Below are 20,842 nucleotides of genomic sequence, written 5' to 3'. Positions count from 1 at the left end.
TCCAGAGTGTTGACGGTCATCATACCGGCGGCTAGCTTGTCCCTACTCGCGTGACACAAACGAAGCACGCGTCCACATATGTAGACAGGAGGCAGTCGCGTGACTGGTCGGGGAGTGCTCGCCATGGCGGTGACCGCCGTCGTCACGGCCGGCTGCCTGGTGGCGTGCGGCAGCGACAGCCCGAAGACCGATCCCAAGGCCGAGCTGCAGATCTGGGTCCGCAAACCGCCCGGCTCCAGCACCGAGAAGACCGATCAGCAGCTGGCCGCCGCGTTCACCGCCAAGACCGGGGTGCCCGCGCACGTCACCGCGCTCTTCGACGACTTCGAGACCAAGCTGCAGCAGGCGGCCGCGCAGAAGAAGCTGCCGGACGTCGTCATCAACGACACCGACCGGCTCGGTGGCCTGGTCAAGCAGGGCCTGGTCCGCCCGGTCGACAGGGCGAGCCTGGCCGGGCAGGCCGATCTGACCCCCGCGTCGTGGCAGGCCGCGACCGGTGCGGACGGCAAGATCTACGGCGTGCCGTTCTCGGCGCAGTCCTTCGCTCTCTTCATCCGCAAGGACTGGCGCGAGAAGCTGGGCAAGCCGCTCCCGGCGACCTGGGCCGAGATGGACGCCCTGGCCACCGCGTTCACCACCGGGGACCCCGACGCCAACGGCAAACCCGACACCTACGGGTACGTGATCCCGGCCTCGACCAAGCGCGGCTACACCTCCTGGTACTTCGCGAGTTTCCTCTTCTCGGCCGGCGGCGACTTCCTCACCGGCGAGCCCGGCAAACTGACGCCGGCGATCGACAGCCCCGGGTCGCTGGCCGCCGCCCAGGAGTTCCAGAAGCAGTTCTGCACCGACAAGAGCGTGGTCCCCGGCTCGGTCACGGCCGAGACCACCCAGGCCCACCCCCTGTTCGAGACCGGCAAGGGCGGCATCTACCTGACCGGGCCGTACAACATGGCGCGTTTCGACAAGAACCTCGGCAAGGACAAGTACGAGGTCGTCGCGCTCCCGCCCGGCCCCGGCGGCAAGAGCGTCTCGCTGGCCGAGGGGGAGAACGTCTACCTGATGGCCGGCTCCGCCAACCCGTCCGGGCAGACCAGGTTCGCCGAGTACGCGACGTCCGTCGAGGGTCAGACGCTCGGCATGGCCGGTGACACCGACGGCAACGTCGTCCGCCTGCCGGTCAACACGAAGGTCGACATGGCCACGGTCCGCAAGGACACCCGCTGGCAACTGTTCGCCGGCATCTATCAGAACGGCGCCCGCTACGCCCCGGTGGTGCCGGACTGGACCCCGTTCCGCCAGGCTTCCGCCGACACCCTGAACGCGCTGGTCGCCGACTGCACCTCGGACCCGAAGGCCGCTCTGGGCAAGCTCGCCCGCACGTTCACCGACGAGCTGACCAAGCAGGGAGCCGGAGCATGACGGCGACCCTGGCCGCGCCACCGGCTCGGACGCAGGCGGCGCGCCGGGGACGCCGGCGGCGGCACCTGGGCGCCTGGCTCTGGCTCGCCCCCGCCCTGCTGCTCTTCGCCCTGTTCAAGTTCGTGCCGATGGCCCGGGCGATCAGCATGAGCTTCCACGAGGTCCGCCCCTACCTCGGCGATCGCTGGGTGGGGCTGGACAACTACCGGGCCGTCCTGGGCGACGACGCGTTCCGGGCCGCTGCCGGTCACACGATCGTCCTCGCGCTCGGCGAGACCATCGGCTCGATCGTGGTCGGCCTCGCCCTGGCACTGCTGCTGGAGGGCACCGCCCGGCACCTGTGGTTCGTGCGCACCGCGGTCTTCCTGCCCACGGTCACCGCGATGGCAGTGGTCGCCGCGCTCTGGCGGATCATCTACCACCCGGCCCCGGACGGCGCGCTCAACTCCGTGCTCGGCTGGATCGGGCTCGGCCCCGGCCAGTTCCTCGACTCGCCGCACACCTCGCTGTGGTCGGTGATGGCGGTCGGGATCTGGCGCGGCGCCCCGTACGACATGATGATCTTCATCGCCGGCCTGGCAGGGGTCGACCGCACGCTCTACGAGGCGGCGGCCGCCGACGGCGCCGGTCCGCTGCGCCGCCTCTGGCACGTGGCGTTCCCGGCGATGCGCCCGGTCTTCGGCATCGTCGTCACCCTGGCCGCGATCCGCGGGCTGCGCGTCTTCACCGAGATCTACCTGCTCACCAACGGCGGGCCGAACGGCTCCACCGAGGTGGTGATGACCCTGGTCTACAAGCTCGGGCTGGAACGCAACGAGCTCGGCATCGCCTCGGCCGGCTCGATGCTGCTGCTGCTCGCCACGGTCGTGCTGACCGTCGTGGCCCAGTCGTTGCGGCGGCGCGCATGAGGCAACTGGACACCGCGCTCGGGCTCGGCGCCGTCCGCGGCCCGCTCGGCCGGATCATCAAGATCGGACTGTACGCCCTGGTGGTCTTCGTCTTCGCCGGGCCGCTGCTGGCGCTGCTGGTCAGCGCGTTCGGCCGGGTCACCGACCCGACGAAGCTGTCGCTGATCCCGCACGACCTCACGCTCGACAACTTCCGCACCGCCGTCGACCAGGGTGTCCTGCGATACCTCGCGAACTCGCTGATCGTCGTCGGTGGCGGGCTGCTGCTGCAGATCTCGGTCAGCGTCACCGCCGCCTACGCGCTGGCCCGCAAGAGCTTTCCCGGCGTACGCCTGGTCCTGTTCCTGATCCTGTCGACCATGATGCTGCCGGAGGAGATCCTGGCGATCCCGTTGTCGCTGGTCCTCGCTGACGTCCCGGTCGTGCACGTCAACCTGGTCGGCACACTCGCCGGGATGATCGTGCCGGTCGGCGCGTGGGCGTTCGCGATCCTGGTGATGACCGAGTTCATGCGCGACGTGCCGATCGAGCTGGAGGAGGCGGCCCGCCTCGACGGCGCCGGTGACCTGCGGATCTTCTGGTCGGTGATCCTGCCGGTGTGCCGTCCCGCGCTCGGCGTGCTCGGCATCTTCGGCTTCACGATGATCTGGGACCAGTACATCCTGCCGCTGCTCGTCGCCCAGGACGCCGACCAGTTCACCCTGGCCCTGGCACTGCGCAGCCTGCGCGCCGACGAGCAGGTCGGCACCGGCGTCCTGATCGCGTCGGCGCTGCTCGCGCTGCTGCCCTCGGTCGTCGTCTTCCTCGCCCTGCAGCGCCAATTCATGCGCGGCCTGACCTCGGGAGCCATCAAAGGATGAGTCGTGTACGCGAGGTGACCGTCACCCCGGTCGCCTTCCCCGACCCGCCGCTGCTCAACTCGGCCGGCGTGCACCAGCCCTGGGCTCTGCGCGCGATCGTCCAGGTCCGGTCGGCCGACGGCGCGGTGGGGCTGGGGGAGACCTACGGCGACGCGCCGCACCTGTCGTTGCTGACCCGTGCGGCGGCGGCTCTGAAGAACGTGGACATCTTCGATCTGTCGGGACTTGTCCGCACCGTGGCGCGGGCGATCGGGGCGGTGGACGTCCCGGACCGGCACGGGCTGACCGGCGGGTCGACCACGGCGAAGACCCTGGCCAAGGTGGTGGCGCCGTTCGAGGTGGCGCTGCTCGACCTGCAGGGGCAGGCGATCGGGCGGCCGGTCCACGACCTGCTCGGCGGGAAGGTGCGCGACCGGGTGCCGTTCTCGGCGTACCTCTTCTACAAGTGGGCCGGTCATCCCGGCGCCGCCCCGGACGGCTGGGGTCCGGCGCTCGACCCGGACGGGATCGTGGCCCAGGCCCGCACCCTGATCGACCGCTACGGATTCCAGTCGATCAAGCTCAAGGGCGGGGTGTTCCCGCCCGACGAGGAGATCGCCGCGATCCGGGCGCTGCGCGACGCGTTCTCCGGCCTGCCGCTGCGGCTCGACCCGAACGCCGCCTGGACCCCGGAGACGTCGGTGAAGGTCGCCGAGCAGACCGACGGCCTGCTCGAATACCTGGAGGACCCGACCGGCGGGCTGTCCGGCATGGCCGAGGTCGCCGCGCTCGCCCCGATGCCGCTGGCCACCAACATGTGCGTAGTCGCGTTCGCCGACCTGCCCGAGGCGGTCCGGCGCAACGCGGTCCAGGTGGTGCTCGCCGACCACCACTACTGGGGTGGCCTGCGCGCTTGCGCCGAGCTGGCCGCGATCTGCCGCACCTGGGGGATCGGCGTCTCCATGCACTCCAACAGCCACCTCGGCATCAGCCTCGCCGCGATGGTCCACCTCGCCGCGTCGACCCCCGTGCTGACGTACGCCGCCGACACGCACACCCCGTGGCAGGACGGCGTCGACGTGGTCGCCGATCCGCTGCCGATCACCGGGGGAGCGGTGACCGTGCCCGACCGGCCGGGGCTGGGCGTGACGCTGGACCAGGACGCGCTGGCCCGGCTGCACGAGAACTACCTGCGCTGCGGCATCACCGAGCGCGACGACACCACGTACCGGCAGCGGTTCGAACCCGGCTACGTCAAGCGCAGGCCGCGATGGTGAGCGGGCACGCGTACCCGTGGGACGTGCTCGGCGATCCCGGCTTCCTGGACCGGGCGCCGCGACGGGTCACCCTCGCCGCGGCGTACCACTCGACCCGGGCGGCGACCCCGATGCACCCCGCACACCGGATGGTCGACGCCCGCTGGGCGGCGCTCTACCGTCCCGTACGCGAAGAAGCCTGGAAAGGTCAGGAGCTGCGGCCACTGGCGCCGGACTGGGCCGGCTCACCCGACGCGTTCGGCGACGCGGCACGGCTGCTCAAACGGGCCGGGCGCGAGGTCAGCGCGTGGATCGTGCTGACGCACAACACCCGCTTGGGCACGCTGCGCCCGGACGTCGCGGTGGTCAACGCCTTCGGCGAGGTCTACCGGTACGCGTTGTGCCCCGCCCACCAGGAGGTCCGCGACCACGCCGCGACCCTCGCCGCGGAAGCCGTCCACGACCTCGAACTCGACGGCGTCTCCCTGGAGGCGTGCGGCCAGCTCGGCGTCAGCCACCTGGGCCACCACGAGAAGACCGACGGCGCGTGGACGCCGGAGACCGCCCGGCTGCTCTCGATCTGCTGCTGCCCGGCCTGCCGCCGTGCGTGGGCGGAGGAGGGACTGGACCCGGAGGCGGTGGTCGCCGGGCTGCGTGCCGGCGAGGCCCCCGACGCCGATGTCCTGCTGGCGATCCGGCACCGGCACACCGACCTGCTGCGGGCGCAGGTGCTCGACGCGGTGCGCGGCCTGCCGGTCACCCTGCACGCCCACCCGGACCCGTGGGCCACCGGGCCGTCCCCGGGCCTGACCCCGGCCGCCGCCGCGGAGGTCGACGCGCTGCTCGTGCCGTGCTGGCCGCTCGGCTCGGAGGACCTGGTCCGGGCGGCCGCCAGGCACGGCAAGCCGGTCGACGCCTACGTCACCGTGCTGCACCCGATGGAACCCGGCGCCGTCCAGCCGCACCTCGAGGCGTTGCGGGCGGCCGGCGCGAGCCGCATCAGCCTCTACCACCTGGGCCTCGCCCCCGCCTGGCGCCAGGAGCTCCTCGCCACCGCCGACTGACACCGCCGACTGATGGAGTCCACCGTGTACCGGAAAGCAGCGGCGCTCGCCGTCGCCCTGTTCACCATCGCCACCCCCGTCCCCGCCCGCGTCGCCGCGACCGCCACGATCACCGTCGACACGGCCCACCCCGCCGGCCGGCTCGCCGCGGACGCGGTCGGGCTGTCGTTCGAGATCCGCGAGCTCGGCATCGGCAACCTCGACCCGGCCAAGGGCAACATGACCCAGCTCCTGCGTACGCTCGGGGCCAGCAACCTGCGCATCGGCGGCAACACCCTCGACCGGGACACGCTGTGGGTGCCGGCCGGGCAGCCGCCACCCGACCCCAAGCCGGACTGGGTGCAGGACATCGTCACCCCGAACGACCTGAAGCGGCTGCGCGGGCTGCTCGACGCCACCGGCTGGAAGGCCGAGGTCGGCCTCAACGTCGGCCGCTGGGACCCGGCGCTCGCCACCGACCAGGCCCGGGCGATGGACCGGATCCTCGGGAATCGCCTGGTCGCGGTCGAGTGCGGCAACGAGCCGGACCAGTGGGAGGGCAAGGCACTGCGCCCGGCCGGCTACGCCTACCCGCAGTACCACGCCGACTGGGCGGCCTGCGCCCACGCGGTCGGCCACCACCGGATCGCCGGCCCCGACACCGCGGGAACCTCCTCGGCCTGGGCGTCGTCGCTGGCCGCCGACGAACGGGAGCGGATGTCGATGCTGACCGTCCACCAGTACGCGTCCGGCCCCGACCTCACCATCGACCGGATGCTCTCCGCCGGACAGATCACCTCGCAGCTGAACGCGGTCGCCGGCAACCTGGCCGCGGCCACCGCGAACGGGCTGCCGATGCGCGTCGACGAGGCGAACTCGGCGTACAGCGGCGGCGTCGACGGCGTCAGCAACAGGTACGCCTCCGCGCTCTGGGTGATCGATTACGGACTGTCGATGGCGCAGGCGGGCCTGGCCGGCGTCAACATCCACGGCGGGCTCGGCGTCTGCAACGATCCGATCTGGAACGGCAAGTTCCAGCGCTACACCCCGATCTGCGCGCCGAACAAGGCGTACGAGCTGGCCCAGCAGTACCGGGTCATGCCGATCTACTACGGCATCTGGATGGCCCGGCAACTGGGCCCCGGCCGGTTCCTGCCGATCACGATCGACACCGATCAGAACCTTTCCGCGTACGCCGTGAAGGGCGACGACGGGTGCACCCGCATCGCCCTGGTCCACAAGGACGGCACCGCCCCGGTCGGCGTGACCCTCACCGTCGGTGGCCGCGACCGGTCCGCGTCCGTGCTGGCGATGACCGGGACCGCACTGGACCAGGAGGCGGCCGCCGTGCAGGGCGCCACCGTCGACGCGGCCGGCCGCTTGCACCCGGTCCCGTCGGCGGCGCAGGTCAAGGGCGGCAAGCTGACCCTGTCCGTGGACGCGGCCAGCGCCGTGGTGGTGACGCTGTGAAACGACGTACCCTCCTCGCGGCGGGGCTCGTGCCCTTCGTTCCCACCCCGTCGCGGCCCTCGGTGACGACGGTCGCGGCCGCCTCCGCCGCCCGCACGGACCGCCGGCCGGTCGCGGGTGGCGTGCACGACCCGTACGCGAAGAAGACCTTCATCTCCTGGGCCGGCTTCCAGGAGGACAACTACGTGCAGGAGTACGACCATCGGCGCGGCACCTGGTCGGCGCCGGTCCGGGTGGCCGGCGGCGACAACGACTCGCACAACTACCCGACCCTGATCCAGGCCGGCGACGGTCACCTGCTGGTCTTCCGTGGCCTGCACAACCGCGAGCTGTGGGTGGCCCGCTCACCCGAGCCGCACTCGATCGCCGGCACCTGGACCGACACGATCATCCCGGAGGGGCTCGGCGCCACGTACCCGATGCCGGTCAAGACGGCCACCGGTGACATCTTCGTCTTCATCCGGGAGACGGCCGGTGACTTCGATCCCGCGTTCCCCACCGACACCCGGCCGATGAAGTACGTGCGCTCGACCGACAACGGGCACACCTGGCAGAGCTCGGCAACGCTGACCGGCGACCGCTGGTGCATCGCCCCGCTCGGCCGGCCGGACAACATGAACGAGATCTACCTCGGTCAGCTGCGCCTCGAACCGGACGGGCGGATCGCGATGGTGTGGACCCTGGCCGGCGGCGGCCCGGAGGGTCACCTGCACGACCGTTACCACCGCAACATCTACCACGCCACGTTCTCGCCCGACGACCTGCGCTTCCGCTCCGCGGCCGGGCACGACCTGGGCACCACTGTCGACGACGCGGACCAGGAGCGGCACCTCAAGGTCGCCACGACGCCACTGCAGACCGTCAACCCGCGCTCGCCCGACTACATCAGCCTGGTCGGCTCGACACTCGGCGGGCGCGCCCCGTTCGTCGTGTGGATGCGCCTCGACGAGCAGGGCACGGTGCACACGCACAGCGCGGTGCACCTGCCCGGAACCGGCTGGCACGAGCGGGAACTGGGCGCCGGCGTGCGCGTGCGGGACATGGAACCGGCCGACGCGCTGTCCTGGCGGATCCACACGACCCCGGACCCGGCGGCGCCCGGGGTGGACACGTACCGGCTGGTCCCCGGCCTGCCCTGGCGTCACGAGTCAACCTTGGCCACGCCGCGGCCGATCCAGCGGATCGAGGTGATCGCCGGGCACCGGGCACCGGTCCGCCTGCTGCTGACCGGCGCCAGCAGCGCCCGCGACGTGTCAATCGCCGACGGCGACGTTTACGTCGCCTGAGCCGCCCGTATGGGGGACAAGAGGCTGTTTTGTCCTCGGCGCCGGGTAGTCCCTGAGTAACGCCGGCGGCACACACCGCAGCGCCGCACCGGACACCACGACTCAAGGAGCGATCGACATGGCCATGACCACCCACCCGCGCACCGAGGGCACCGACCACCACGTCCACCGGTCCCGTGGCGAGGAGACCAAGCCGTCCTACAAGACCACCGAGCTGATCGTCTACGTGCTGGCCGTCATCGGCGTGCTGATCGCCTCGCAGGTGCTCGGCGACGGCAACGCCGAGAACGGCGCCGACTACTTCGCGGCGGACAAGGCGTGGTGGTACATCACCCTGCTCACCATCGGATACATGATCAGCCGCGGTCTCGCCAAGGCCGGCAGCCGCAGCAACGACCACGACCCGCGCACCCACTGACCGGCCCCGGGCCAGCCCGAGTTTCCCCGGCCTTCCCCGGGGCTTCCCGGACTTCCCCCGGACCTCCCGGACTTTCCCCGGCTTCCGGGCCGATCAGGCGGACAGTGCCTGCTCGACCCAGCGGCGCAACGCCGCCGCCGGTGCCGCCCCGGCCTGCCGCGCCTTGACCTGTCCACCGTCGACGACCATCAGCGTCGGGACGGCCTGGACATCGAAACGCTGCGACAGCGCCGGGGCCCGGTCGACGTTCACCTTCACCAGCTTGACCCGGCCGGCGAAGTCACCGGCCACCCGCTTCAGCACCGGCCCGACCAGCCGGCAGGGAGCACACCAGGGCGCCCACATGTCCACCAGCACGGGCAGCGGCGACCTCTCGACCACCTCGGCGAACGTGTCGTCGTCCGCCTCGGCGATCCACGGCAGAGCGGCGCGGCACCTGCCGCAGACCGGCCGGCCCGCCGCCGTCGCCGCGATCCGGTTGCGCTGCCCGCAGGCGGGACAGGCCACGATGTCCGACATCGCGCTCACTTCCTGGCTCGGAGAGAACTGGCTGGTGCTGACGCCAGGAACGACAACGGGACAGCGCCGCGCATTCCTCGCTCAGGGAGACGGTGCCAGCGGTGCGGGTCCCCGGTCACGAAAGACCCGGCTGACCAGGAGGCCGCACGCCGCGGTGGCCAGCAGCCCGGCCAGCCAGACGACGATCAGGCCGGCGGTCGCCCATCCTGAGCGGCCGTGGGTCAGGAACACCAGGTCGATCGTCCACCCCAGGGCGAGCAGGCTGGCCCCGGGAAAGCAGATCATCAGCGGCAGGTACCAGTCGATCAGACGGTCCGGGCGCCGGTTCTCGGCCACCCATCGCGACCAGCCGAGACCGCCAGGGACTCGTGGGCTCAGTTTCTCGGTGATGTAGCGCGACGCCCAACGGATCGCGGACCGCTGGCCGATGTAGCGCCCACAGAGCAGATATGAACTCAGCGGCACGATCATCAGCAGGCCGATCGGAACGGGTTTGGACAGACCCAGCCCGAAGATCGCACTGGTGAGCGTGAGCTGCAGAGCCAGGATCTGCTGCTGGTACTTCGAGCGTGAGTCGATCTCGGCACGCAGGGCACTGAACTCCGCGAGTGCGCCGTCGTAGTTCTGGTCCGTCATCGCGGCCGGCCCTCCGTCCCATTCAGACCCGCCATGATCGGATCACGCCGAACGGCTCAAATCAATACGCCGTTACGATGAGCCACTCCGACTTCGCCGTGGGTAGCGTCCACCGTGCACCGTGGATCAATCCGACGCCCTACGGAATCGTGCTCATGATCCCTATCAATCCCGGTAACCACCTGAACGCGGACACCTGGGCCACCGCACTGAACGGCAGGCCCGCCACATCCCTGCGCGGCAAACGGGTGCTCGTCGACCTCAGCGAGCTGGAGTTCGCCGACTTCGTGACGCTCGGCCATCTGCTGATCTTCGTCCGTGCCGCAGCAGCGGCCGGCGCTGTCTGCACCGTGCGACTGCCTGGTGCCGACGAGCTGCCGGACATCACGGAACCAGATGTCCGGGTGGCACATCACATCGTCAAGCGTCACAACTGCCGCATCTATCTGGAGCAGGCGGGCGTGGTCGACGCGCTGGGGCCGCACGTCGACACCGGACAGTCGGACGGGGAGCCGACCGGGAGCGAGAGCGCGCCGAAGTACAACAACCCCGATCGTGATCCGCTCGTGACGCCGCCGACGTCGGGCCGCCCGCACCGGTATCGGCGGATCCTGCGCTACCAGTGGCTGCGCAGTGAGCACTACCGCACCATCACCCTCGTCACCAGGGCTCCCGACGCTGAGCGCACGCTGCGCGAGCTGGGATTGCCGGCTGAGGTCGCGTCTGCCGTCACCCGCGGCATACTGCTCGAACTCATGGAGAACGCCGCCAGATACTCCGGCCAGAGCGAGTTCCTCCTCGGTGGTGTGATCGTCGACGTGCCGACGTACCGGCAGCGGGCCGACGACTTCGACCCCGCATTGGCCGACTTCGCCGGGAGCGCCACCGAAGCGATGATCCGGCTCGTCGTGGCCGACACCGGTTCCGGTCTCGCGGCCGGGGTGACGGCGCTCGACGAGCGCTCGGCCGGGACCTCCGGCACGGCCCGTGCCCGGGGCATGTGGAAAGTCGCCCGGGTGGTGAGCGCGTACCAGGGCGCAATCCTGCTCACGTCGGGTGGATCGACGTCGGGCCGTGCCTACCGCGACGGCGAGGCTTTCGAGATCGCGGGGCGGACGACGGCGCGACTCCCTGGCCTCTTCGTCGAGTGCGACGTGCTGGCCCGCCCGAGCGAGACCGCGATGGCCGGGGCAGGTGAACTGAGCACGCCACGCCCGCTCCTGGGCGGTTCGCGCACCGATCTCGCCTGTCTGTCGGCTCCGGTCTTCTCGCCGTCCGGGCTGAGCGAGAAAGGCCGTGGGGTCATCCAGGCGACGCTGGCAGCCGAGGGTGACGTCGTCCTGGCGATCAACGTCCCGGGGGAACGCCAGGGCGCCAACGACGTCGAGATCGCGCACGCCATCAGCCAGGTCGCCGAAGTCGTCGCCGCGACCGGAGGCGACCGCTCGGCCACGGTGGCGTTCCCGAGCGTGAACCGTCCGCTGATGGCGGTCGCGGTGGAGTACCTCAACGCCGAGAGCGATGACCGGGCCGCAGCGGGCCACGCCCTCCCTCCCCCGATCCTCGTGCTCGCCGCGGGCAATCGGCACTACTGGGCCGGTGGCACCGCGGCCCAGCGGCGAGTGCTGGGACGTCTCTCCGGCGTGGCCGGCCCGGTGTCGCTGGACGTGTTCTCCCCGGATGAGGTGGAGATCCTGAACGGGATGGCCGGGCCGGTGTGGGCCGACGGCGACCGGGTGGCCCTGCGGACGCCACCCCGGGACGCGCTGACCGCTCTGGCGGCCTGGGTCGGAGAGCGTCTGGCCGCCGCCATCGATCGCCCGCCGGACGAGATCCAGCCGGGGGCGGTGTGGCGGGGGCGGTTTCTGACCCCGAGCCTGCGGGAGACCAGTCGCTGGTTCGATCTCGACGCCCTGCTGTCCGGCCTGGAACTGCGCGCCCTCGCCGGCGTCACGCTTGCTGCCCGCGCCGAGGAGGCCGGGGACACCGCGACAGTCGTCCTGCGGATGCCGCACACACCGGAGACGGTCGCCGCCGTGGTGGCCCGGGCCGTGACCGGCGGTGATCGCTACTACGACTCGGTGCGAGAGATTCCACCGGCCACCGGCGCAACCCGGGTGCTGCTGATCACCGAGGTGGTGTCCACCGGCACCACGGTGATCGGCATCCTCGGCGAGTTGGTCGAGCGCGGGCTGGAACCTGTTGCGGTGGCGACAGTGGTCGACGCGCGCCCCGAGGCCAGCCGTACCGCTCACCTCGAACTGTCCGGCCGGCGGGTCCCGCTGGTCAGCCTGGCAGGTGTGGACGTCAGCTCGACCGACGAGTCGGAGAAGCGCCACCCGATCGATCCGGTGCTCCGCCGGCCGGAGTACGGCTCCCGGCCGAGGCCCGGTCAGCTGGTCAGGCAACGGGCCTACCTGAACACCATGAACAGCAACGCGGCGACCCGTCTCGGGCACATCGGCCGCCCGGCTGACCGGCACTACACCGCCTACGTCGACCCGACCGTGCTCTTCCGCGACGCGGGCTGGTCCGAAACCGTGCTCGACGCCGTGGTGGCGAAGGTTGCGGAGCGTCACAGGAACACCTTCGCCGGCGAGTCCGCGAAAGTGACCGTCCTCTACCCGGAAGGCACCGCGGACGACCTCACCGTGATCGCCGAGCGACTGCGGCAGGAGCTGGCCAAGGCCGGCTCACGCCCCGGACTGGCCGAAGTCGATCTGGATGTGAGCGAAACGATCGTTCCGGTGCCGCGGGCGGCGTACGCGGAGCACTGGCAGTTGCCGGGGTCATCGATGGCCCTCACGATGGGCAGGCACGCTGTCGTCATCGACTCGGGTTCCAGCAGCGGGAGGACCGTCCGGCATCTGGTGGGACTGGCCGCCGACAACGACGTCACCACCATCACCGTCGTGCTGCTGCTCAACGGGATGAGCGACGGCGACGCCGTGAATCTACAACGCACCGGGACCGTGCGCCGGTCGGAGATCGAGGACGGGAACGATCGTGGCCAGGCCACGGTGGAGGTCTTCTACGTGTCGAGGACCGCGATGAGCAGCCGCAAGAAGAACAACTGCGGCGTGTGCGCGCTCCGGGACCGATACGCTTCGATGTCACTCTACGCTCCGGTTCCGGAGCTCCTCGAGAAACACCGCGAGTGGCTTGTGCAACTGCTCGACACCCGTACCAAACAGGACCTATTCGCGGAGCAGACGGCCGACCTGTTCGGCGCCAACGTCAGCCAGCCGGAGTGCGTGGAGTACCTGCGCTGGCGCCTTCGCCTGCGGGACGCGGAACTCAGCACCGACCACCGGCAGGTCGTCGTCGACCTGCTGGCCGTCGCCCGCCAGGACCGGCGGCTGCGCGATCCCCTGATCCGGCTCCTGGTGGCCGAGCCGCATTGGCTGGCCTCGGCGCCCCTGGCGTTCACCGACTGTCGCGCCACGGTCGAGGAGATGGCCATGGCCATCCTGGCCGGCAACGCCGCGTTGCTCCTCGAAGCCCGATTGCGCGTCCAGGCCGCGGTCCTGCTCGCTCAGCTGGCGCCCGAACGCTTCGCGCGGGAGCTGAACCAGATCCTGCGGGTCAATCGGGACGAAGGCCTGGTGGTGCCGCAGGTGCTGCTCGAAGTCCTGATGCTGCTCACCGCACCGCGGACCATCGCGCCGTTTCCCCGCCGCCAGGTGGTGGAGCAGTTGGCCAAGAGCCTCGAATTCACCTTGGACAGCCTGCGGGACCAGGAGAAGGCGCCGGGCATCGCCTCCGACTACGTGACCCTGATGCTGATCCGCTATCTGCTGCTGCACGCCCGGCGGCCGCTGCCGGAGCCGCCGGACAGCAAACAGGAGGCGTGGGAACGACTGCGCCACGAGATCGACTCGGCGGGGCACGACTTCTCCGACCCGTGGTGGAAGGTCCGGAGCGACATCGACCTGGCCGCGGTTGGTCGACCCGGATCCAAGCCGGAGAAGATCTGGGACAACTGGGCGACCTGCGTGGGTTACCTGCAGAGGTACGTCCTTCCGTACCTCCAGCCACTACGCGACATCCTGATGAGCAAGAGCGTGCTGACCGACATGCAGCCCGAAGAGGTTTCGCGCTGGGAGGAGACCCTGTCCCAGGACGGTCCGCAGGCGGTGGCGAAGACGACGGCCCGCGCGTTCGACGTGGTCGAGAAGCTCACCCGGGGCCTCGACCCCGGACCGGAACAGTACGAACTGCTCCGATCCGACCTGGTCTGGTGGGGACGCTTCGCGCTCGACAGCAAGGCTGCTCTGCTGAACGAGGTCATCTCGCGCGGCCCGGTGCACATTCTCCATGCCGTGGCCGAGTTCTTCGAGCCTGCTGAGATCGACGTCAGCGGTGTCCCGGCCGACCAGCGGGAGACCCTTCAGGCCTTCTGCACCGGTCGCCTGATCGAGCAGACGTTCCGGCATATCCGTCACAACGCGACGGCTACCCATCGGATCCCCGACACGCAGCAGGAATTCCGGGTGGACATCGGTTACGACACAGCGAGGATCCTCGTTACTGTTCGCAACACCGGCAGCAGTCCCGAGTCCCGTGGCGGCGGGAAAGGCCTGGAAACTCTCCGGCACCGGCTGGAGAGATTCGGGGGTTCCATCCGGGAGGCCGCCGCCGAGCCTCCCTGGACCTATGCCATCACGGTGGACCTGGAGAGTTGGAGGGGCCCCGCATGACAACGGAGCCGCGTGGCCTCATCGTCGACAACGAACTCGAGAACATCGAATACGTCCAGCGGGTCATGGACTTCGGCTTCTCGGTGCTGGGTGACTGGCGGGTGCGCTGGAGCACCGCCGTCGACCCGATCCAGGCGATCAATCTGATGCGGGACGAGGACTTCGATTTCGCGCTGATCGACTTCGAGCTCGACAAGGGGGACACCGGCCTGAGCGTGGTCAAGGAGCTTCGCCACCGCCGGGACGACTGCTTCATCCTGGTTCTCACCGGTAAATCGGACAGTTATCCGGATTTTCTCGACGACTCCAAGCACGCGGGTGCGGACCACGCCATCATCCGGACCAACCAGTTGACGGTGACCCCGTCGGCCAAGGGCGGCGAGGGCAAGTGGGACGCGACGAGTGTGGCCCGCCGGATCCGCCGCCGGATGCGCGTCTCCGGGCATGCCGACGGTTTCAAGATCGTGTTCGCGGAGGAGGCCGGCGTCCAGTCGATGCTGCACAGCCTGGGCGAACCGCCCGGTGAGCACGTCAACGCGCGAAAACGGGGCGAGCTCATCGCCCGGACGCTGGTCATCGAGTGCCTGGAGCGCGAGGACGACCGGGACACCACCCTCACGGTCCACCACCTTGCGGCGGGCCGTTCCGGTGCGCACGTCTGCAAGGTGGTCCGGGTGGCGCCCGACCAGGGCGAAGAGTCGTTCTTCCTCAAGATCGGATTGGGTCAGGCCGGCTTGGCCGCGGAGAAAGCCGCCAACGAGACCGCGGCGCGCGTGCTCGGCTCGACCGTCCTGATCCGGCTCGACCCCGAACTACGGACCGACGAGTCGTCCGGATATTCCGCGATCGCCGCCGAACTGGTCAATGACGCCGTCCCGCTGAACGAGTGGCTGAGGCAGCCCGGGGCGACCGCTGACCAGGCCGTCGAGCTCGCCGACGACCTGCACGGCCATCAGCTGATCGGTCTCCTGCAGCCCAGCTTGCGGCGCAAGGTGCCCACCGGGGATTGGCTCACGGTGTCGCCGGTCCTGCGCCTGCGCGTTCAGGACAGTCTGGCGGCGTACACCGAGGTCTGGAAGAGCGAGCACGGCGCCGGGCAGGCCGACGCCGAGACGAAGGCCGCGGCGTTGCTGGCGTTCGTCCACGACGGAACGCTCCCCGGCACGGATCGGGATCGCCCCGGTGACACCGTCCCGCACGCGCGGGGCTTCGGTGACCTGCACTCCGGCAACATCCTCGTGCAGAGCCTGAGCCGGCCTCGCCCGCTCCTGGTCGACGCCTCGCATTTCGGGGTCCATCACTGGGCCACCGACGTCACCCGCCTGCTGGTGGACCTGGTGCTGCACGTTCGCCGGCCAGGAGTCGAGTCGATGCTCTGGACCGAGGTCACCGCCGACGCCGCGTTCGCGAGCGGGCTGTGCCACTGCACCACCAGCCCGGCCACGACCGATGTCAACCCGGTCGACGCGTACCTCAATCACGTGGTCAGCCAGCGGAAACGATACCTCCGTCTGGATCAGCTGGAGCCCCGCGAGAAGGACTGGCACTGGCAGTGGCACGTGGCGCTCGCGCGGGAGTTCCTCCGCCTCGGATCACGGCCGGGTCTGCTGCCGACGCGGGCCGTGGTCGCGATGATCGCGGCGGCCTCGCACCTGGACCATGCAGCCGAGGTCCTGCGCGACTGAGTGGTGTGTCGTAGTGCGGCCGGGGCTGCGGCGTGGCCCGGAGCGCGCCTGGCAGCGACCGCGCCTAGGCCGCCGCCGGATGGTCGCCCGCGTGGTGGGTGAGCTGGTGCGGCGCCGGGCCCGACCGGCCGGCGCGCGGCTTCGAGTCGTGGGCACACCAGGGGGCGCACCACTGGGTGCGGTGACCGCGCTGCTCCAGCTCGTCCCGGACGAAGCACAGCCAGGCCGGTGGCTCGTCCGGGCTGCCCCGGCCGACCAGGCGGGCCGGGTAGTCCCGGTCGGCGACCGGGCGTGCTCTCCGGTGCAGGCACAGGTCCGCGAGGACGTCCTCGACGTCGTGCGGGGTGGCGGCCACGTGCAACACCCACTGGTCGATCATGACGAGTCACCTCCTGGCGACGGGTTTGAACACCTCTCAGAAATACTGATAAGACGTTGGCCGGGTCGCTGTCAACCCTGGTCAGGGCCACTTTTCCGACTGATGGCCGACAGCGGGAGAGAGGATGACTCCAGGATTCGTGCCGCGTCGATCAGCTGTCCTGCTCCCGCCGGTCAAGCCTGGGTTGACTGTGGAGCATGTGCCTTCAGCCCCGCCGCAGCCGCTCCCTCGATCGTGCTCCGGTCACGTATGTGACCGTCTCGGCGACCGCGGTGCTGCTGGGGATCGGGACCGGGCCGCTGGGGCTCTGCCCGCCCGGCGCGACGTTCGGGGCGCTGCTCGCCTGGGTGCTGGTGGCGGCGGCCGCCGAGATCGTCGTCGGGGGCCCGCGTCGGCTGAACGTGCTGCCCTGGGCGGTCGGCGCCACGATGCTCGCCGCGTTCTGCGGGCCGGGCGCGATCACGGCCCTGCTCGGCGCGGCGGCCGTCGTCTACGGCCTGACCACCGTCGCGATCGTGGCCCCCGTTCGCCGTGCCCCGTCGGTCGTGCGATCCGTCCCGTCGTTGGTGCGCCGTGTCTCTCCGGTGGTGCGCCGCGTCGCTCCGGTGGTGCGCCGCAGCGCGACGCCCGCGATGTCCGGTGGCCGGCCGTTCGACATCACCATCGACCTCAACGCACGGCCGGCCTCGGAACCGGCGGTCACCGGCTCGGTCCTGGCGCTCACCCTCACCTGACGCTGCCGCACGGATTCCGCCGGACGGCGCCTGTGCCGGGGCGCCGGGGCGGGCGATGATGGGCGGCATGCTGAGGATCGCGGTCGTCGGTTGCGGCATCGGCGGCCTTGCCGCGGCCGGATTTCTGCACCGGGCCGGGCTTGCGGTGACGGTGTACGAGCAAGCGCGTGAGCTGCGGACGGTCGGCGCCGGGCTGATGGTGGCGCCGAACGCGGCTCGCCTGCTGCGCCGGCTGGGCGTGCTGGAGCGGCTGCGGCGCACGGCGGTGCGGCTCGACGTCGGGTGGGAGTTCCGGCGGTGGCGGGACGGGACGGTGCTGTCCGCGGAGGATCTGACCTCGTGTGAGCAGCTCTACGGCGAGCACACGTACACCGTTCACCGGGCCGACCTGCTCGACGTTCTCCGGAGCTGCGTGCCGGCGGAGGCGATCCGGCTGGGGCGGCGGTGTGTCGGCGTGGACCCCTGCGGGCCGCTGGTGCGGTTCGCGGACGGGGCGGTTGCCGAGGCGGACGTCGTGGTCGGGGCGGACGGGGTCCACTCTGTTCTGCGCGGGCCGGCGGCGGTGACCGATTCCGGTCTGTGCGCGTTCCGGGCGCTGGTGCCCGCCGATCGGGCGCCGCCGTTCGCGCGCCGGCCGGCGCAGACACTGTGGATCGGTCCCGGTCATCACCTCGTCCACTACCCGATCTCGGCCGGACGGCTCGTGAACGTGGTCGCCGTCGCGCCGGCCCGCGAGCGCCGGGCCGAGTCCTGGACGGCGACCGCGACCGTCGAGGAGTTCCTCGGCGAGTTCGCGGGCTGGGACGACCGGCTGGGGGAGCTGATCCGCGCCGGCGGCACGCCCGGGCGCTGGGCTCTGCTGGACCGGGCGCCACTGCCCCGGTGGACGTCCGGCCGGGTGACCCTGCTCGGGGACGCGGCGCACCCGATGTTCCCGTTCTTCGCGCAGGGCGCGGCCCAGGCGATCGAGGACGCGGCGGTGCTGGCCCGGTGCCTGGGCGAGGGGGCGGCCGACCCCGCGGCGGCGCTGCGGCGGTACGAGGAGCTGCGGATTCCGCGGACGTCGCGCCTGCAGGCGGTGAGCCACGCCCGGTCACACGTCAACCACCTTCCCGACGGGCCGGAGCAGCGGGCGCGCGACGAGGCGCTGGCGGCGGGCGATCCGCTCGTCGCGAGCGGCTGGATCTACGGCTACGACCCGGCGGCCTGACCCGGCGATCGGTGACCGGTGGTGCCGGCCCTGGCCGCGCAGGACACGGGCCGGTTCCGCGGAACCGGTCACCGGTCACGCGGGCGCGCCTTAGGCTCGTGCCCGGGGAGGAGGCGACGATGCGTCAGGCCGTGTGGCTCGTTTTCGGCCTGCTCCTGCTCGCCCTCGGCGCGCAGGGCTGCATCCGGCTCCTGATCAACCATGATCCCGGCGCGCTGCGCGTGCTGCCGGGTGGATACGTCGTCCACCTCGGCGGCTACCTCGCGATGGCACTGATCGGCCTGCGCTGCGCCCGGCACAACCGCGTGCAGCCCGACCCGAAGAACGACCCCTATCGCTGACCGGCGTACCCCCTTCGGAAGACGGTCGTGGCGGCGGATCCGGTCAGAACCGCAACGGATCGGGCGGGAAGAGGTCGTGACCTTCCCAGGGGTCGACCGGCTCGGAGTAACCGGGCACGACCCGCTGCGCCCGGGTCGCGTCGGCGGTGGGAACGGGCTGCGCCACTGTCGCGTCGACGGTGGTGACGGGCTGGGCCGCGGTCGGGTCGGCGGCAGGAACCGGGTGCACCGCGGTCGGGTCGGCCACCGGGGCCGGGTGCACCGCTGTCGGATCGACTGCCGCGGGCGGGGACGGTGGCGGGGCGGGCGCCGCCAGCAACTGGGCGGCGGTGTCGCGCTCACGCCTCAACCGGGTGCGGCCGGCTTCGAAGACCGGACCGGTCAGCCCGCTCAGCGGTTCGTCCCGCCAGAGGTCGAGCGCCCGCCGGACCTGCAGGGTGGCGGTGTCGGACCGGCCGGTGCGCTGCTCGGCGCGGGCCTGTTCGAGCCCCGTCCGGAACCGGCCGGCGTCGATGGCGCTGTCGCTGACCCGGAGCACGTAACCGCCCTCGGTCAGGGCGATCAACGACGTACGCCCCGGGTCGAGGGCCCGCCGCAGGCCACCGATGTACCGCTGCACGAGGTCCACCCCGTTCTCCGGCGGGTCGTGATCCCACAGCGCCGTGACGAGCCGCGCGATCGGAACCGGCTCGCCGGCGTGCAGCAGCAGGACGGCGAGCACCGCCTGCTGGGTCAGCGGCCCGAGATCGACCGGCTGATCGTCGCGGAACGCCCGGAGCGGGCCGAGGATCTCGAACCGCAGCGCGCCGCCGATCATGTCGAGTCCCTGTTCAGCCGGTCCGGTGGTGCCAGCAGCATAGCCACGGCCCGGCCGGCGGGGCGAGCGCTGTCACCCGGCGGCCGGCTCCACGGCGTACGCGCGAAGGCTCTTGATCCTGGCGGTGAACCGCTCAGGCGAGGAGCAGCAGCACCCCGATGACCACCATGGCGGCAGCGGTCGCGAAGTGGATGCCGAAGGCGGCTGCTCTCGTGCCGCCGCTGCGCAGCACGCTCAGCCCGTCGACGATCGGGGAGACGGTGGTGACCAGCATGAACGAGCCGAGCAGAGCGGCATCCCCGTTGATCATCAGCAGGAACAGGACGAGCCCGAGGGTGATGTCGCGTCCCGCTTTGACGCGCAGCCAGGCCCGGACTGCCGGGTCGTCGATCGGGGTGGCGGGGATGCCGAAGCCGGCCGCGTTGCGCGGCTGCCACATCGCGAGGACGCCGATGAGGGTGATCCCCGCGCCGATCAGGCCGGCGAGAACGGTGGCGACGGTGCTGAGCATGGTTTCCTCCGATTAGCGGTGCATGGAAATCTAGCGGCGCTAGCTCTCGGAGCAAAGGTACATCTATCTGCGGCAGGATGTCTAGCACTGCTAGAATTGACTCATGTCCGCCATCACCGAACGCCGCGAACGCGAACGCGCCCAGCGTCATCAGCTGATCATCACGGCCGCCCGGGAGTTGGCCGAGACGGAGGGCTGGGAAGCGGTGACGACCCGCCGGCTGGCCGAGCGGGTGGAATACAGCCAGCCGGTGCTCTACAGCCACTTCAACGGCAAGGAGGCGATCATGCGCGCGGTCGCCCTGGAGGGCTTCGGCGAGCTCGCCGCGCTGCTGCGTGCGGCCCAGCCGGGTGGCCTGCGCGCCGTCGCGGGCGCCTACCTGGCGTTCGCGGCCGAGCGGCCCGCGCTCTACCAGGCGATGTTCGTGCTGCCGACCGACGTGAAGTTCGCGCACGCCGAGACGCCGCCCGCGCTGCGCGCCTGCTTCGACGCGTTCGTCGGCTGCTTCGCCGCCGGCCATCCACGGCGCGAGCTGTTCGCCGAGGTGAGCTGGGGCGCGCTGCACGGCATCGCGGCGCTGGCGGAGAACGGGCGCATCCCGCCCGAGGGCCAGGCGGACCGGCTCGACGTCCTGGTCACCCAGTTCGCCGGGGGGTGACCAGAAGAGC

At 71.1% G+C, this 20,842-nt stretch carries 19 protein-coding genes; 14 read left to right on the top strand and 5 right to left on the bottom strand.

Features of this window, described 5'->3' with window-relative positions; all coding sequences use genetic code 11:
- Positions 1-99: 99 nt before the first annotated feature.
- The 8 genes from Acy02nite_RS17470 to Acy02nite_RS17435 all read left to right on the top strand — a co-directional run bounded on the left by Acy02nite_RS17470 (position 100) and on the right by Acy02nite_RS17435 (position 8,642).
- Positions 100-1,422 carry a sugar ABC transporter substrate-binding protein gene (locus tag Acy02nite_RS17470; protein WP_239174957.1) on the top strand — a complete coding sequence of 441 codons (1,323 nt, stop codon included), beginning with the start codon at positions 100-102 and terminating at the stop codon, positions 1,420-1,422.
- On the top strand, positions 1,419-2,330 hold the full coding sequence (locus Acy02nite_RS17465; RefSeq protein WP_203741852.1) for a carbohydrate ABC transporter permease: 912 nt from the start codon (positions 1,419-1,421) through the stop codon (positions 2,328-2,330). The genes Acy02nite_RS17470 and Acy02nite_RS17465 overlap by 4 nt, the downstream gene beginning before the upstream one ends.
- Positions 2,327-3,190 carry a carbohydrate ABC transporter permease gene (locus tag Acy02nite_RS17460; protein WP_203741850.1) on the top strand — a complete coding sequence of 288 codons (864 nt, stop codon included), beginning with the start codon at positions 2,327-2,329 and terminating at the stop codon, positions 3,188-3,190. Before Acy02nite_RS17465 ends, Acy02nite_RS17460 begins: the two co-directional genes overlap by 4 nt.
- Entirely contained in the window at positions 3,187-4,446 is a 1,260-nt protein-coding gene (locus Acy02nite_RS17455; RefSeq protein WP_203741849.1) for a glucarate dehydratase family protein, read from the top strand. Before Acy02nite_RS17460 ends, Acy02nite_RS17455 begins: the two co-directional genes overlap by 4 nt.
- Positions 4,440-5,489 carry a DAHP synthetase I family protein gene (locus Acy02nite_RS17450; RefSeq protein ID WP_203741847.1) on the top strand — a complete coding sequence of 350 codons (1,050 nt, stop codon included), beginning with the start codon at positions 4,440-4,442 and terminating at the stop codon, positions 5,487-5,489. Before Acy02nite_RS17455 ends, Acy02nite_RS17450 begins: the two co-directional genes overlap by 7 nt.
- A gap of 12 nt (positions 5,490-5,501) precedes the next feature.
- Complete coding sequence (locus Acy02nite_RS17445; RefSeq protein ID WP_203741845.1) at positions 5,502-6,938, top strand: glycosyl hydrolase family 79 C-terminal domain-containing protein; 1,437 nt, start codon at positions 5,502-5,504, stop codon at positions 6,936-6,938.
- Positions 6,935-8,224: a BNR-4 repeat-containing protein gene (locus tag Acy02nite_RS17440; RefSeq protein WP_203741843.1), complete on the top strand. Its 1,290-nt coding sequence runs from the start codon at positions 6,935-6,937 to the stop codon at positions 8,222-8,224. The genes Acy02nite_RS17445 and Acy02nite_RS17440 overlap by 4 nt, the downstream gene beginning before the upstream one ends.
- 118 nt (positions 8,225-8,342) lie before the next feature.
- Complete coding sequence (locus Acy02nite_RS17435; RefSeq protein WP_239174955.1) at positions 8,343-8,642, top strand: hypothetical protein; 300 nt, start codon at positions 8,343-8,345, stop codon at positions 8,640-8,642.
- Between the two features lie 93 nt (positions 8,643-8,735).
- Here Acy02nite_RS17435 and trxA read toward each other — a convergent pair whose 3' ends face one another.
- The gene (gene trxA, locus Acy02nite_RS17430) at positions 8,736-9,161 is read right to left on the bottom strand and encodes a thioredoxin (protein ID WP_203741841.1); all 426 of its coding nucleotides are present in this window, start codon (positions 9,159-9,161) and stop codon (positions 8,736-8,738) included.
- Positions 9,162-9,242: 81 nt separating this feature from the next.
- Positions 9,243-9,797, bottom strand: a complete 555-nt coding sequence (locus Acy02nite_RS17425; protein ID WP_203741839.1) for a hypothetical protein — start codon at positions 9,795-9,797, stop codon at positions 9,243-9,245.
- Positions 9,798-9,952: 155 nt separating this feature from the next.
- Here Acy02nite_RS17425 and Acy02nite_RS17420 point away from each other — a divergent pair, with 155 nt between their 5' ends.
- On the top strand, positions 9,953-14,497 hold the full coding sequence (locus tag Acy02nite_RS17420; RefSeq protein WP_203741837.1) for a hypothetical protein: 4,545 nt from the start codon (positions 9,953-9,955) through the stop codon (positions 14,495-14,497).
- The gene (locus Acy02nite_RS17415; RefSeq protein ID WP_203741835.1) at positions 14,494-16,182 is read left to right on the top strand and encodes a response regulator; all 1,689 of its coding nucleotides are present in this window, start codon (positions 14,494-14,496) and stop codon (positions 16,180-16,182) included. The genes Acy02nite_RS17420 and Acy02nite_RS17415 overlap by 4 nt, the downstream gene beginning before the upstream one ends.
- Positions 16,183-16,246: 64 nt before the next feature.
- Here the strand turns inward: Acy02nite_RS17415 and Acy02nite_RS17410 are convergent, their stop codons facing one another.
- Positions 16,247-16,561 (bottom strand): hypothetical protein, encoded by a 315-nt coding sequence (locus Acy02nite_RS17410; protein ID WP_203741833.1) that lies wholly within the window; start codon positions 16,559-16,561, stop codon positions 16,247-16,249.
- Positions 16,562-16,758: 197 nt separating this feature from the next.
- Between Acy02nite_RS17410 and Acy02nite_RS17405 the strand changes: the two genes are divergently transcribed.
- From Acy02nite_RS17405 to Acy02nite_RS17395, 3 genes are all read left to right on the top strand, one after another.
- Positions 16,759-17,295: a hypothetical protein gene (locus Acy02nite_RS17405; RefSeq protein WP_203741831.1), complete on the top strand. Its 537-nt coding sequence runs from the start codon at positions 16,759-16,761 to the stop codon at positions 17,293-17,295.
- 67 nt (positions 17,296-17,362) lie between these two features.
- Positions 17,363-18,505 carry an FAD-dependent monooxygenase gene (locus Acy02nite_RS17400; protein ID WP_203741829.1) on the top strand — a complete coding sequence of 381 codons (1,143 nt, stop codon included), beginning with the start codon at positions 17,363-17,365 and terminating at the stop codon, positions 18,503-18,505.
- Positions 18,506-18,624: 119 nt separating this feature from the next.
- Positions 18,625-18,846: a hypothetical protein gene (locus tag Acy02nite_RS17395; protein WP_203741827.1), complete on the top strand. Its 222-nt coding sequence runs from the start codon at positions 18,625-18,627 to the stop codon at positions 18,844-18,846.
- A gap of 43 nt (positions 18,847-18,889) precedes the next feature.
- On the opposite strand, the gene Acy02nite_RS17390 is transcribed toward Acy02nite_RS17395, so the two are convergent.
- Positions 18,890-19,663, bottom strand: a complete 774-nt coding sequence (locus Acy02nite_RS17390) for an AfsR/SARP family transcriptional regulator (RefSeq protein ID WP_203741824.1) — start codon at positions 19,661-19,663, stop codon at positions 18,890-18,892.
- A 133-nt stretch (positions 19,664-19,796) separates the two neighbouring features.
- On the bottom strand, positions 19,797-20,174 hold the full coding sequence (locus tag Acy02nite_RS17385) for a DUF4267 domain-containing protein (protein WP_203741822.1): 378 nt from the start codon (positions 20,172-20,174) through the stop codon (positions 19,797-19,799).
- 103 nt (positions 20,175-20,277) lie between these two features.
- Between Acy02nite_RS17385 and Acy02nite_RS17380 the strand changes: the two genes are divergently transcribed.
- Positions 20,278-20,832, top strand: a complete 555-nt coding sequence (locus tag Acy02nite_RS17380) for a TetR/AcrR family transcriptional regulator (RefSeq protein ID WP_203741820.1) — start codon at positions 20,278-20,280, stop codon at positions 20,830-20,832.
- Positions 20,833-20,842: the final 10 nt, after the last annotated feature.

The sequence above is a fragment of the Actinoplanes cyaneus genome (assembly GCF_016862095.1).
In the GTDB taxonomy this organism is placed as follows: domain Bacteria; phylum Actinomycetota; class Actinomycetes; order Mycobacteriales; family Micromonosporaceae; genus Actinoplanes; species Actinoplanes cyaneus.
Note: the sequence above shows the minus strand (reverse complement) of the source record. Positions and strands in the feature narration are given on the sequence as shown.